Source organism: Nonomuraea indica, from assembly GCF_002850745.1.
Lineage (GTDB): Bacteria > Actinomycetota > Actinomycetes > Streptosporangiales > Streptosporangiaceae > Nonomuraea > Nonomuraea indica.
Genome location: NZ_KZ559469.1, coordinates 311,846 through 325,085, shown reverse-complemented (window position 1 = coordinate 325,085; position 13,240 = coordinate 311,846). Strand labels below are relative to the sequence as shown.

Annotated in this window: 9 protein-coding genes; 7 read left to right on the top strand and 2 right to left on the bottom strand. The window is 74.9% G+C overall.

The window, feature by feature from the left end:
* Positions 1 to 18: 18 nt before the first annotated feature.
* The 6 genes from CXR44_RS13150 to arfA all read left to right on the top strand — a co-directional run bounded on the left by CXR44_RS13150 (position 19) and on the right by arfA (position 10,124).
* Positions 19 to 480 (top strand): ATP-binding protein, encoded by a 462-nt coding sequence (locus CXR44_RS13150; RefSeq protein WP_101786073.1) that lies wholly within the window; start codon positions 19 to 21, stop codon positions 478 to 480.
* Between the two features lie 44 nt (positions 481 to 524).
* On the top strand, positions 525 to 1,427 hold the full coding sequence (locus tag CXR44_RS13145) for a universal stress protein (protein WP_101786072.1): 903 nt from the start codon (positions 525 to 527) through the stop codon (positions 1,425 to 1,427).
* Entirely contained in the window at positions 1,424 to 3,973 is a 2,550-nt protein-coding gene (locus CXR44_RS13140) for a cation-translocating P-type ATPase (protein WP_101786070.1), read from the top strand. The genes CXR44_RS13145 and CXR44_RS13140 overlap by 4 nt, the downstream gene beginning before the upstream one ends.
* A 67-nt stretch (positions 3,974 to 4,040) precedes the next feature.
* Positions 4,041 to 5,822 (top strand): NAD(P)H-dependent oxidoreductase subunit E, encoded by a 1,782-nt coding sequence (locus tag CXR44_RS13135; RefSeq protein WP_245899123.1) that lies wholly within the window; start codon positions 4,041 to 4,043, stop codon positions 5,820 to 5,822.
* The gene (fdhF, locus tag CXR44_RS13130; RefSeq protein WP_245899122.1) at positions 5,819 to 8,569 is read left to right on the top strand and encodes a formate dehydrogenase subunit alpha; all 2,751 of its coding nucleotides are present in this window, start codon (positions 5,819 to 5,821) and stop codon (positions 8,567 to 8,569) included. Before CXR44_RS13135 ends, fdhF begins: the two co-directional genes overlap by 4 nt.
* 64 nt (positions 8,570 to 8,633) lie before the next feature.
* On the top strand, positions 8,634 to 10,124 hold the full coding sequence (gene arfA, locus CXR44_RS13125) for an arabinosylfuranosidase ArfA (protein WP_101786068.1): 1,491 nt from the start codon (positions 8,634 to 8,636) through the stop codon (positions 10,122 to 10,124).
* A 52-nt stretch (positions 10,125 to 10,176) separates the two neighbouring features.
* Here arfA and bla read toward each other — a convergent pair whose 3' ends face one another.
* A complete protein-coding gene (bla, locus tag CXR44_RS13120) occupies positions 10,177 to 11,121 on the bottom strand; it encodes a class A beta-lactamase (protein WP_101786066.1) in 945 nt (314 codons plus the stop codon).
* A 150-nt stretch (positions 11,122 to 11,271) separates the two neighbouring features.
* On the bottom strand, positions 11,272 to 12,399 hold the full coding sequence (locus CXR44_RS13115; protein WP_180903375.1) for an MFS transporter: 1,128 nt from the start codon (positions 12,397 to 12,399) through the stop codon (positions 11,272 to 11,274).
* A 214-nt stretch (positions 12,400 to 12,613) separates the two neighbouring features.
* Here CXR44_RS13115 and CXR44_RS13110 point away from each other — a divergent pair, with 214 nt between their 5' ends.
* Positions 12,614 to 13,111, top strand: a complete 498-nt coding sequence (locus tag CXR44_RS13110) for a hypothetical protein (RefSeq protein WP_101786062.1) — start codon at positions 12,614 to 12,616, stop codon at positions 13,109 to 13,111.
* The last annotated feature ends 129 nt before the right edge of the window (positions 13,112 to 13,240 follow it).

Here is a 13,240-nt window from a genome sequence, read left to right as displayed (position 1 = left end):
GTCCCGCCCGATGGGGGGATGAACGTGGAGCAGGCTTCGTGGCCCATCACCGAGGATCTGAGTCTCGTACGCCGGCGGGTGCACGCCTTCGCCGCGGACGCGGGGTTGTGCGGGCAACGCCTGGACGACCTGGTTCTCGCCGTCAACGAAGCGGTGGGCAACGTGCTCGAACACGGCGGCGGCACCGGCACCGTCACCGTGCGCGCCGACGAGCGGGGCGTGTGGGTGGACGTCCTCGACACGGCCGCCGACCTGCGGGCGGGCCATCTCCGCCGGCGCGTGGACGGGCCCCCGCCGCTGGGCGGCCGGGGCTTCGGCCTCTGGCTGGTCCAGCACGTGTGCGACGAGGTCGACATCGATCATCCCGGGGGCAATGCCCGGCTGCGGGTGCTCATGCGTCACCGGCCCGCCACGGACTCGGAGCGGGTGCGGGAGGGGCACGAGCGCCACCGCGCCCGTACGGGGGACTTTCTGCTCTAGTGGTGCACGACGGGTCTTTCGATGATGGGCCCGAGGTGAGAAGCATGGCTGGTTCACGAGGCATCATCGTCGGCTACGACGGTTCCGACTTCTCCATGCAGGCGATGGACTGGGCGCTCGACGAGTGCGAGCTGCGCAAGCTGCCGCTGACCGTCACGCACGCGTGGCGCTGGCCCTACGGCGAGGCCCCCGAGGAGGCCAGGGCGCACCTGCGCAAGGCCGCCGAGCACGTGCTCCACCACGGCGCCGACTGCGCCCGCGCCTCCAGCGCGATCGCCGACGTGACCGCCGACCTGTACGAGGGCTCCCCCGCCGAGCGTCTGGTCGAGCTGTCGGACGGCGCCGACCTGGTCGTGGTGGGCAGTCGCGGTCTGGGGACCCTGGCCAGGTCCGTGGTCGGCTCCGTGACCGTCCACGTGGCCGCCCACGCACGGGCTCCGGTGATCATCGTGCGCGGTCCCGGCCCGATCCCCGCGTCCGCCGAACCCGGACCGGTGCTGCTCGGCCTGAGCCCGGCCACCTCGGACGAGGCGGTGGAGTTCGCCTTCGCCGAGGCCGCCCTGCGACAGCTCGGGCTGGTCGCCGTCCACGCCGTCCACCCGCCGGTCATGGCGTGGGGACTGGCCATGGGACCCGTGCCCGACTTCGAGGCCGTCACCCGCGCCGGGCGGGAGCAGATGGAGGAGCGCCTGGCGCCCTGGCGCCAGGCGTACCCGGACGTGCGCGTCGAGACCCGCGCCGCGGTCGCGTCGGCCAGGGACGTGCTGCTGACGGCGTCGGAGACGGCGAGCCTGCTCGTCGTCGGGGCGGACCGCACCCGGCACCACGGCCGCCTCGGCACGATCGTGCGGGCGATGGTCGAACGCGCCTCCTGCCCCGTCGCCACCGTGCCGTCCCCGGGCGGACACGCCACAGGAGGGCGCCGGGACACGGAAGCACTGACATGACGACCGGCCACCCCTCCGGCGAGGTCCTGACGGCGAGAGCCGGCCTCAGCTCAGCGGAAGCGGCCCGCCGCCTGGCCGCGGAGGGCCCCAACCGGCTCCCTGCGGACAGGCGCAGCCCCGTGGCGCTGCTGTTGCTGCGGGAGATGGTGCACTTCTTCGCGCTGCTGCTGTGGGTCGCGGCCGGGCTGGCGCTGCTGGCCGGGATGCCGCAGCTGTCCGTCGCGATCGTCGTGGTGGTGCTGTTCAACGGCGCCTTCGCCTTCGCGCAGGAGTACCGGGCCGACCAGGCGAGCAGGCGGCTGCGGGAGCTGATCCCCGCCGACGTCACGGTGCGCCGCGACGGCCGCCGCACGGTGGTACGGGCCGCCGAGCTGGTCAGGGGAGACGTCGTCCTGCTGGAGGCCGGCGACCGCGTCAGCGCCGACCTGGAGCTGGCCGAGGTCCACGCCCTGGCGGTCAACGAGTCCACGCTGACCGGGGAGAGCGTCCCGGTCCGGCACCGCGAGCGGGACACGGTCTTCGCCGGCACCTTCGTCGTCGAGGGGCAGGCGGAGGCCGTCGTGACGGCCACCGGTGCCCGGACCCGGCTGGCCGCCATCGCCACCCTCACCCGGACCGCGACGCGCCCGCCCAGCCCGCTCGCCCGCCGGCTGAACCGGGTGACCAAAGTCATCGCGGTCATGGCGCTCGGCGTGGGCGGGGTGTTCTTCGTCCTGACCCAGCTGCTCGGCATGGCCCCCGCCGACGGCTTCCTGCTCGCGCTCGGCGTCACCGTCGCCCTGGTGCCGGAAGGGCTGCTGCCCACGGTCACCCTGTCGCTGGCCCGTTCCGCCCGGCTGATGGCGAGCCGCAAGGCCCTGGTGCGCCACCTGGAAGCGGTGGAGACCCTGGGGGCGGCCACGTTCATCTGCACGGACAAGACCGGCACCCTCACCCGCAACGAGATGACGGTCGTGGAGATCTGGACGCCGGCGGGCCCGCTCGATCTCGGCTCTCCCGCCGGCGCCGCGGAGATCATGCGATCGGCGGTCCTGTGCTCGACCGGGCGGCTGGTCCCGGCCGACGGCGGCCACACGGGCGTCGGCGATCCGATGGAGGTGGCGCTGCACGCGCTGGCCCTGCGCGCGGGAGCCCGCGAGGACGCGGCGGTGACCCGGCGCCACCCGTTCGACCCCGTCCGCCGCCGCTCCTCGGCGGTGGCCGGCGGCCGGTTGCACCTCAAGGGAGCTCCGGACGCGGTCCTTCCGCTGTGCGACGAGGTTCCGGGCGCGGACGCGGCGCTGGCGGAGATGAGCGCGCGCGGCCTGCGCGTGCTGGCCGTCGCCTGCCGCGACGATCCGCCCGAGGGCCCCGCGGAGGAGGTCGAACGCGGCCTCACCCTGCTCGGGCTGGTCGGCCTGGAGGATCCGCCCCGCGAGGACGTCGCCGAGGCGATCGCCACCTGCCGGCGCGCGGGGATCAAGCTGGCCATGGTCACCGGCGACCACCCCGGCACCGCCCGCGCGATAGCCGCGCAGGTGGGGCTGCTGGGCCCCGACCCGCTCGTGCTCACCGGCCGCGACCTCCCCGCCGACGACGAATCCCTGGGCGCGCTGCTCGACCGCGACGGCGCGGTGATCGCCCGGGTGACCCCAGAGGACAAGCTCCGCATCGCCCGCGCGCTGCGCTCGCGCGGTCACGTGGTCGCGATGACGGGGGACGGCGTCAACGACGGCCCGGCGCTGCGCGAGGCCGACATCGGCATCGCCATGGGCGCCTCCGGCACCGACGTCGCGCGGGAGGCGGCCGACCTGGTGCTGCTCGACGACCATTTCGCCACCATCGTCACCGCCGTCGAGCTGGGCCGGGCCACCTACGCCAACATCCGCCGCTTCCTGACCTACCACCTGACCGACAACGTGGCCGAGCTCACCCCGTTCCTGGTGTGGGCGCTCAGCGGCGGCACCGTCCCGCTGGCCCTGAGCGTGCTCCAGGTGCTCGCCCTCGACATCGGCACCGACCTGCTTCCCGCCCTCGCCCTGGGCGCCGAGCCCGCCAACCCGCGCACCATGCGGGGCCCGGCGCGCACCGGAGCGCTGCTCGACCGGCGGCTGCTCCTCCGCGTGCTCGGCGTGCTCGGCCTGGTCGAGGCCGTCGTGGTGATGGCCGCCTTCGCCACCGTGCTGCTGCTGGGCGGCTGGACGCCCGGCGTGACGCCGGCCCCGGCGCTGCTCGCCGCCGCCTCGGGGACCGCCTTCGCGGCCGTGGTCCTCGGGCAGCTCGCCAACGCCTTCGCCTGCCGCAGCGAGACCCGCTGGGCCGGACGGCTGCCGTGGCGGGGCAACCCGCTCCTGCTCTGGGCGGTGGCCACCGAAGCCGTCATGCTCCTGGTCTTCCTGGGCGTCCCGCCGCTGGCCGCCCTGCTCGGCGGGGCCCTTCCCCCGCCGGTGGGCTGGGCGCTGGCCGCCCTGGCGATCCCCGCGGTCATCGGCGCGGACGCCGCGTACAAGGCCCTGCGCGCCCTTCTTCCCGCCCGAGACGCTCAGCAGTCGCAAAAAGGGATTTGACCGGATCATTCCCCTGCGTTGCTGCAGGGGGCGCGGCACGGGGCAACCGGTGGGAAGGTATGCGGGCGTGGATCCAGCCGACCGCTTCGACGCGTTCCGTGCGCTGGCCGACCGGCGGGGGCGGGCCGGCGCCGGCCTGATCGAGTCGCTGGCCGAGGCGGCGGGCGACGCTGCCGGCGGACCGGCCGAGGCAGCGGGCGGTGTTGCGGGCGGACCGGCCGAGGCAGCGGGCGGTGTTGCCGGCGGGCCGGTCGAGGTGGCGGGCGGTGTTGCCGGCGGGCCGGCGGCCTGGGCGCCCGGAGTCGCCGTCCGGCTGGGCCTGCCCGCGGCGGCCGGCCTGGGGCCCGCGACGTTCTACGCCGACCTGGCCGCCCCACGTGGCCGCCGCCACGTGCGGGTCTGCGCGGCCGCGGCGTGCTTCGCCGCGCGCCAGGGCCGGCACCTTCCCGATGTCGAACGGGCGCTGGGCGTCGTCGCCGGTGCCACGAGTGCGGACGGAGCGGTGTCCCTGCAGGCCGTCCGCTGCCTCGGCTACTGCTACGCCGGTCCTGCCTGTCTCGACGGCGACACGCCCCGCGTCGGTCCGGACCTCGCCGGCCTGCTGACCGGCCGTTGCCGTCCGTGGGACCCGCCGATTCCGGTGGCCGACGCCACCGGCGACCCGGTCGTGCTGGCCGGCATCGCCGGCGGGCAGCGTCCGTGGCGGGTATGGCCCGAGACCGTGAGCGCGCGCACGCCCGAGCAGGTCCACGCCGAGGTGGCGGCCTCGGGCCTGCGCGGGCGCGGAGGGGCGGGGTTCCCGGTGGCCGCCAAGTGGGCCGCCGCCGGCCGCGCGCCGGACACCGTGGTGATCGCCAACGGCGACGAGGGCGACCCCGGCTCCTACGCCGACCGGTTGCTGATGGAGGCCGCTCCGGCCCGCGTGCTGGAGGGGCTCGCCCTGGCCTGCTTCGCCTGCGGGGCCCGCCGAGCCGTGGTCCTGGTGCGTTCGGAGTACCCGCGGGCCCTGGCGAGGATGCGCGCGGCCCTGGAGCACGCGTACGCCGGCGGGCACCTCGGCCGGGCGGTGCACGGCAGCGGCGTGGACCTCGACATCCACGTCGTCGAGGGGGCCGGCTCCTACGTCGCGGGGGAGGAGACGGCTCTCATCGCCTCGCTGGAGGGCGGGCGCGGATGCGCGAGACCCCGCCCGCCCTACCCGACGCGGCGAGGTCTGTGGGACGCCCCGACCGTCGTCCACAATGTCGAGACGCTGGCGGCGGTGCCGTGGATCGTCCGGCGCGGCGGGCAGGCCTACGCCCGCCGGGGCGCGGGCACGGAGACGGGGACGAAGCTCGTCTGCCTGTCGGAGCGGTTCGCCCGGCCCGGATGCTACGAGGTGGAGCTGGGCACGCCGATCTCGTGGATCGTCACCGAGCTCGGCGGCGGCCTGAAGGAGGGCGCGCGCCTCCAGGTCCTCCAGGTGGGCGGGCCGCTCGGCGGCTTCCTGGCCCCGGAGCAGCTGGACGTGCCGCTGACCGAGGCGGCGCTGGCGAGCCGCGGCGCCGCCCTGGGGCACGCCGGTCTCGTGGCCTTCGACGAGCGGGTACGGCCTGGTGAGATCCTGCGGCACGTGTGGAAGTTCGCCGCCGAGGAGAGCTGCGGAGCCTGTTCGCCGTGCCGGGTGGGCGCCAGGCGCGGCCTCGAACTCGCGTGCGGAGCCGTGGACGTGCCGCCCGGCGAGGAGTACGCGCGCCTGCTCCGGGTGATGAGCGAGGCGAGCCTGTGCGCGTTCGGGCGGCGCGTGCCCGCGGCGGTGCGCAGCCTGGTCCGCGCCTGCGGCGGCCGGCTCGCGGGGTGGGACCTGTGACCGCCGATCCGGGCACCCCTCGCCACGAGGCGCCCGAGGTGATGGCCGAGGTGGACGGCGTCGCGGTCCGGGTGCCGGAGGGGGCGACGCTCCTGGACGTGGTCCGTGCGGCCGGCGTGGCCGTGCCCGCCCTCTGCCACGACGACCGTTTCGCGCCCGCGGGCTCCTGCCGGACCTGCCTGGTCAGGGCGGACGGGCACGTCCGGGCGGCGTGCGTCGCCCCGGCCGCTCCTGGCACGCGGATCGAGGCCGACACCGGTGAACTCCGGGCGCTGCGCCGCGACGCCGTCGAAGTGATCGTCTCCGTTCTGCCGCCACGCGCCCTGGACGGTGGCGCGGACGGCAGCGAGCTGGCCCGGGTCTGCCACGAGCTGGGCGTCACGCCGGAGGCCGCGCACGGTCAGGGCGGCCGGGGCCGCGACGACAGTCACCCGTACGTCCACCTGGACCGGGACCTGTGCATCGCCTGCGGCAGGTGCGTCCGGATGTGCGCGGACGTCCAGGGGACCTTCGCCCTCACCCTGACGGGACGGGGAGGGGACACCGTGGTGGCACCCGGCACCGGCGGGCTGTGGGCCGACTCCGACTGCGTGGCGTGCGGCGGCTGCGTCGACACGTGCCCCACGGGCGCGATCAGCGAGCCGGGCCTGCTCAGTGGCGCCCGCCCGGCCGAGCTCGCCCGGACCCGCACCACCTGCGGCTACTGCGGGGTCGGCTGCGCCCTGGACGTGCTCACCCGGGGCGAGGAGGTCGTGGCGGTCGTCCCCGCCCATGACGGGCCGGTCAACCGGGGGCACGCCTGCGTCAAAGGCCGCTTCGCCCACGGCTTCCGCACCTCGCCCGAACGGCTCAGCCGTCCGCTGCTGCGCCGCGGCGGCGTTCTGGAGCCGGTGACCTGGGCCGAAGCCCTCGGCCACGTCGCGCGCGGCATCCGGTCGGCCGTGGCCGCGGGAGGGCCCGACGCGGTGGCGGCGATCTCCTCGGCCAGGGCCACCAACGAGGAGAACTACCTGCTCCAGAAGTTCCTGCGCACCGTGGTCGGCACGAACAACGTCGACAACTGCTCCAGGCTCTGCCATGCGCCCTCCGCGGCGGGGCTGACGGCCGCGTTCGGCCTGTCCGGAGGCACCGACTCCTTCGACGACGTCGAGCAGGCCGACTGCCTGCTGGTGGTCGGCGCCAATCCCGTCGAGGCCCATCCGGTGGTCGGCGCCCGCCTCCTCCAGCGCGTGCTGCGCGGAGCGCGGCTGGTCGTCGCCGACCCGCGGGCGATCGGGCTGGCCCACCACGCCGACGTGCACCTGCGGCCCCGCCCCGGCACCAACGTCGCCCTGTTCCACGGCCTGGCCCACGTGCTGCTCGCGGAGGGGCTGGCCGACGGGGAGTTCCTGCGACGGCGCGCCACCGGCCTGCCCGAGCTGGCCGCGCTGCTGACCGACTACCCGCCGGACCGGGTGGCCGCCATCACGGGAGTGCCGGCCGGCGACGTGGTGGCCGCCGCCCGGCTGTACGGGCAGGCCGGACGGCCGGCGATCGTGTACGGCCTGGGCGTCACCGAGCACCTGCACGGCACCGACGGCGTGCGGGCCCTGGCCAACCTGGCGATTCTGCGCGGCGCGGTCGGCACCGGCCGCGGCTTCGGCGTCAACCCGCTCCGTGGCCAGAACAACGTGCAGGGGGCCTCCGATATGGGCGCCCTTCCCGACCTGCTCCCCGGCTACCAGAGGGTGACCGACCGGGCGGCGCGGGAGCGGGCCGCCCGGTTGTGGCAGGCCGAGATCCCCGCGGAGCCGGGACTGCGCATCCCTCAGATGTTCGCCGCGGCGCGCGCGGGTGACCTGCGGGTCCTGTGGATCGTCGGTGAGGACGTGTGCGCCACCGACCCCGACTCCACCCGGGTCGCCGAGGCGCTGGAGACCTGCCCGCTGGTCGTCTGCAACGAGGTGTTCCTGTCGGAGACCGCCCGCCGGGCCGACGTCGTGCTGCCCGCCGCGTCCTGGCTGGAGAAGGACGGCACGTTCGTCAACTTCGACCGCCGTTTCCAGCGGGTACGGCCCGCGCTCGACCCGCCGGGCCGGGCCCGTGCCGACTTCGCGATCATCCATGGCGTGGCGGACGCGCTCGGTGCCGCCCTCGGCTGCCCGACCCCGGCCGCGGCGCTGGCCGAATGCGCCGCGCTCGTCCCTCTCTTCGCCGGGATCTCCCACGAACGGCTCGACCGGGAGGGCGCGGTCTGCTGGCCCGCGCCGCATCGGGACCGGCCGGGCGAGGCCCGGCTCTACCGGGAGCGGTTCGCCACCCCGGACGGGCTCGCCCACCTGGCCGCCTGCCCCTACCTCCCACCGGGTGAGTCGCCGGACGACCATTACCCGCTGGTCATGGTGACCGGGCGGCGGTGGGCGCACTACAACTCCGGCAGCATGACCCGTCGCACCCGCAACCTGCGGCTCGACGCCGACGACCGGCTCGACCTCCACCCCGACGACGCCGCCCGCCACGGCCTGCTGGACGGCGACCCGGTCATCGTCGAGAGCCGGCACGGCCGGGCGCGGCTCACCGCCCGCACCAGCCGGGAGGTGGCGCCCGGACAGGTCTTCTGCGCGTTCCACTTCCCCGCCAGCGGTGTCAACACGCTGACCTCCGACCTCGGCGACACCGTGACCTCCTGCCCCGAGTACAAGGTCACCGCGGTTCGGCTGCGGCCGGCGGGCCGGCGGGCCAGCGGGCCGGCGGCGTCCGGGCGTTGACGCCCTGATTTGGTAACGCTAACAATTGCCTGATCGCGTCCGCCGGAACCCCTGGAGCCCAGCAGTGCACACGGCACACCTCACGCTCGATCCCGCCTTCCGCGTGGCCCCGGTCCGGCGCCGCACGTTCGGCACGTTCGTCGAACACCTGGGCCGCTGCGTGTACACCGGCATCTACGAGCCGGGTCACCCGCAGGCCGACGAGGACGGTTTCCGGCGTGACGTGCTCGACCTGACCAGGGAGCTCGGCGTGTCCACGGTCCGCTACCCGGGCGGGAACTTCGTCTCCGGCTACCGCTGGGAGGACGGCGTCGGACCGCGCGAGCGGCGTCCGCGGCGGCTGGACCTGGCCTGGCACAGCACGGAGACCAACGAGGTCGGCGTGGACGAGTTCATGCGCTGGTGCGCCAAGGCCGGGGTGGAGCCGATGATGGCGGTCAACCTCGGCACCCGGGGCATCGAGGCGGCGCTGGACCTGCTGGAGTACTGCAACCACCCCTCCGGCACCACCCTGTCGGACCAGCGGATCGCGAACGGCGCCAAGGAGCCGTACGGCGTCCGGATGTGGTGCCTCGGCAACGAGATGGACGGACCCTGGCAGACCGGCCACAAGACCGCCCGCGAGTACGGCCGGCTGGCCGCCGAGACCGCCCGCGCCATGCGCATGCTCGATCCCCGCCTGGAGCTCGTGGCCTGCGGCAGCTCCGGCTCGTCCATGCCGACCTTCGGCGCCTGGGAGTCCACCGTGCTGGAGGAGACCTACGACGTGGTCGACTACATCTCCTGCCACGCCTACTACGAGGAGAAGGACGGCGACCTGGGCAGCTTCCTGGCCTGCGCGACCGACATGGAGTACTTCATCTCCTCGGTGGTGGCCACCGCCGACCACGTCGGCGCGAGGCTGAAGTCCCGCAAGAAGATCGACATCTCGTTCGACGAGTGGAACGTCTGGTACCTGTCGCGGTTCCAGAACGCCGCGCCGCCCACCGACTGGCCGGTCGCGCCGCCGCTGCTGGAGGACCACTACCACCTGGCCGACGCGGTGGCCTTCGGCGGCCTGCTCATCACGCTGCTGCGCAACAGCGACCGGGTCACGGCCGCCTCGCTGGCCCAGCTCGTCAACGTGATCGCCCCCATCATGACCGAGCCCGGCGGCCGGGCCTGGCGGCAGACCACCTTCCACCCGTTCGCGCAGGCCTCGGCCCTGGCGGCCGGCGACGTGCTGCGCGTCGAGCCGGTCTCGCCCACCTACGAGACGGCCGAGTACGGCGAGGTGCCGCTGCTGCACGCCGTCGCCACGCACTTCGAGGAGGGCACCACGGTGTTCGCGGTCAACCGCTCGACCGGCCGGCCGCTGTCGCTGCGGATCGACGCCCGGGCGCTCGGCGGCGCCCGCGTCGTCGAGGCCACCACCCTGACCGACCACGACGTCTACGCCCGCAACACCGCCGACGACCCCGGCCGGGTCGCGCCCCGCCCGAACCTCGACGTCCAGCACGACCCGATGACGGTCCTGCTGCCCCCGGTCTCCTGGAACGTGATCAGGCTGGCCTGACCCCTCGCGCTCCGCTCGCCGCCGCCGGGCGGGACCCGTGCCCGCCCGGAGGTCAGAGCCTGCCCAGCCCGTCCGCCAGGATCGTGGCGGTCCTGGCGATCGTCTTCTCGTCGATGGGGAGACCGGGGGTGCGGTTGGTGTAGATGGCCATGACGAGGGGCGCGGCGCCCTTGTCCGGCCAGATGACGGCGATGGCGTTGCCGCCGCCGAAGCCGTCGGAGTTGGTGCCGGTCCTGTCGCCGATCGTCCACGTCCTGGGCAGACCGGCCCGGATGCGGTTGGCGCCGGTCCTGTTCGCCAGCAGCCAGGCGACGAACTGCTCGCGGTCCTCGGGGTGCAGGGCGTTCCCGAGCGCGAGCAGGCGCAGGTCGCGCGCGATGGCCGCGGGGGTGGTGGTGTCGCGCCGGTCCTTGGGGGTCCAGTCGTTGAGCGCGGGATGGAAGCGGTCCATGCGGGAGATCGGGTCCTTCAGCGTACGGAAGTACCTCGTCAGGCCGGCGGGCCCGCCGATCTCCCTGAGCAGCAGGTTGGACGCGGTGCCGTCGCTGACGCTGGTGGCCGCCGCGCACAGCTGGGCGACGGTCAGACCGGTCGCGACGTGCTTCTCGGTGACCGGCGAGCCGGGCGTCAGGTCGTCGGCGGTCCACGTGACGTGCTTGCCCATCAGGCCGGGCGCGGAGGTGCGGGCCTTGTGCAGCACGGCGGCGCAGAGCGGCGCCTTGAACGTGGACAGCAGCGGGAAACGCTCACCCGCCCGGTACGTGATCGTCTTCCCCGTGGCCGTGTCCAGCGCGTACGCGCCGATGCGGCCCTGGAAGGACGCCTCCAGCGCGCGCAGCTCCTTCCTGGCCTGGGCTTCCCCCGGAAGCAGGTGGGCGGTGGCCGGCACGGCGGCGGAGGCCGGGGCCGTGCCGAGCGTCCCGCCCGCCAGGAGGGAGATCGCCAGGGCGGCCGCAGGCAGCGCCGCGGCGACGCGGCGGGCGCGGAGGTATCGCATGTCACATCCTCTGTCGTGATCTGTCAGAGAGCCGAGCAAAACAGATGTGATCAGGAGCTGTCCAATAGCGATACCGGACATCCCGGGATGACGGATTCCCTATCGATGCTGGTCAACGATGTTCCATCGGGCGACCGGCGAGGTGTCGTCTCACGGCGCCGGACGCCGGTAGGCCACGGCGGACACCGTCCCGAGCGCGGCGAGACCGGCCAGGGCGGCGGTCTCGGCGCCCGCGTCGAAGAGCCGCCCGACCACCAGCCCGCCCGCGAGCGCGACCGCGCCCGCCACGAAGTTGGCCACGCCGATGGCGGAGCCGACCCGGCCCTCCGGGGCGCAGCGGACGATCGTGTGGAAGGAACCGGTCTGGATCAGCCCGGTGCCGACGCCGTTGACGAGGGCCGCCGCCACCAGCACGGCCATCCGCCAGTCCGCCGCGCCCGGCAACGCGGCCACCAGCAGGTAGCCGGAACCCGCGCAGAGCAACCCGGCCCGCAGCACCCAGGACCGTCCTCCTCGCCCGCGCCGGGCGACGAACGGCTGGATCCCGGCGGCTCCCACGGCCCCCGCGCAGAAGAACAGCGTGGCCTCGCCGGCCCCGGTGGCGCCGAGCGGGACCACGGTCACGACCTGGGTGGCGAGCAGGGTGCCGGGCGCGGTGACCACGGCGAAGCGCAGGAACGCCCGATCACGGACGACGTCCGCGACCCCGCGCAGGAGCGGGCGGGCGCCGGCCCCGCCGCCGGACGCGACCGTCCGGGGCAGGAGAGCGAACATCAGGGCCATGACCACCCACGCCGCCGCGCCCACGGCGGCCAGGAGCTCGAACCCGCCCACCAGCAACGCCAGACCGGCAGGCGGACCCGCCACCGCGGCGATCTGGCCGGTGACCACGTAGATCCCGAAACCCCGTGACCGGCTCCCCGGCGGCAGCCCGGCCAGCACCGACTGGACGGACGGGTGCAGCAACGCCCCGCCCACGGCGAGCGCCAGGGCGGCGGCGAGCAGCGTCCCCAGATCGCCGGCGACTCCGAGCAGGCCGAAGGCGACCGCCCTCAGCCCGCAGGCCAGCATCCCGGCCCGCCGCGGCGCGATCCGGTCCACCAGGGAGCCGAACGGGAGGAACAGCGCGTACTGCGCCGCGACCCGCAGGCCGAGCACCAGCGCGATCGTCCCGGCGAGCAGGCCCACGTCGTCACGCAGATGGGCCACGAGGTGAGCCATCACCGCGTAGTAGCCGAGGGCGGTGGCCCCCTGCATGCACGCCACGACCGTGACCACGCGACGCCCCGACTCGGCCCGCGCGTCAGGGGCCGCGGATGTACGGAGCAAGGTCACCAGCCGGGGAGAGGGATCACCCCATGGTAGCCCCGCCCACGCGGGCCCCCTGCGCCTGTCGGATACGTCTTCCACGTGGGACAATGAGGGGTCGACACCGCCGTCCCCCGCACACCACCGACCTTCCCCCGCACACCACCGACGGAAGGGGGCGGCCATGGCGACCATCGCACACCGCGCCGCCACAGGCGCGGAGTCCGGCGCACTGCGGCTCGGCGCGTCGCTCATGGCACTGGCCGGCCTGGCGTTCATCGGATACGCCGTCATCTTCTTCGTCCGCAACTTCACGGGCGGGTTCCTGGAACTCGGCATCGGCCCGGCGGAGGTGGACGTGGCCAGGGCCGAGATCCGCGCGTTCAGTCCCGACCTGTACGAGTACATCTCGCACCTCCACCTCGCGGTGTCCGGATTCCTGGCGTCCACCGGGCTGGCCACCGCGGCTCTGGCCTGGTTCGGGGTCAGGCACGGCCTGTGGTGGGCGTACGTGACGGCGGTCGCCGTGCCCGTGCTGGCCCTGGCGGTCGCGCTGCCCGCGCACTACCCGTACGGCCTGGCCACGGTGGGGCACCTGGGGCTCATCTACCTGGCCACGGCCGTGTTCGTCGCGGGTGTCCTGGTGGCTCTCAAGCCGATGCTGCGGGCGCGAGGCACCTGATCAGCCGCTGCGGCGCGGGACGCTTCCGCCCCGGCTCGGCGGCTCGTCCGGCGGCGCCGGCCGAGCGGGGTTGACGGTCGCCTCCCGCGCAGGTCAGGGGCAGGCCCGCCGGTACGGCAGGGCGGGCAC

Bases quoted from the DNA above. Each gene is read 5' to 3' on its own strand.
- bla (WP_101786066.1), bottom strand. From the start codon at position 11,121: ATGCGATACCTCCGCGCCCGCCGCGTCGCCGCGGCGCTGCCTGCGGCC.
- CXR44_RS13110 (WP_101786062.1), top strand. From the start codon at position 12,614: ATGGCGACCATCGCACACCGCGCCGCCACAGGCGCGGAGTCCGGCGCA.
- CXR44_RS13145 (WP_101786072.1), top strand. From the start codon at position 525: ATGGCTGGTTCACGAGGCATCATCGTCGGCTACGACGGTTCCGACTTC.
- CXR44_RS13150 (WP_101786073.1), top strand. From the start codon at position 19: ATGAACGTGGAGCAGGCTTCGTGGCCCATCACCGAGGATCTGAGTCTC.
- CXR44_RS13140 (WP_101786070.1), top strand. From the start codon at position 1,424: ATGACGACCGGCCACCCCTCCGGCGAGGTCCTGACGGCGAGAGCCGGC.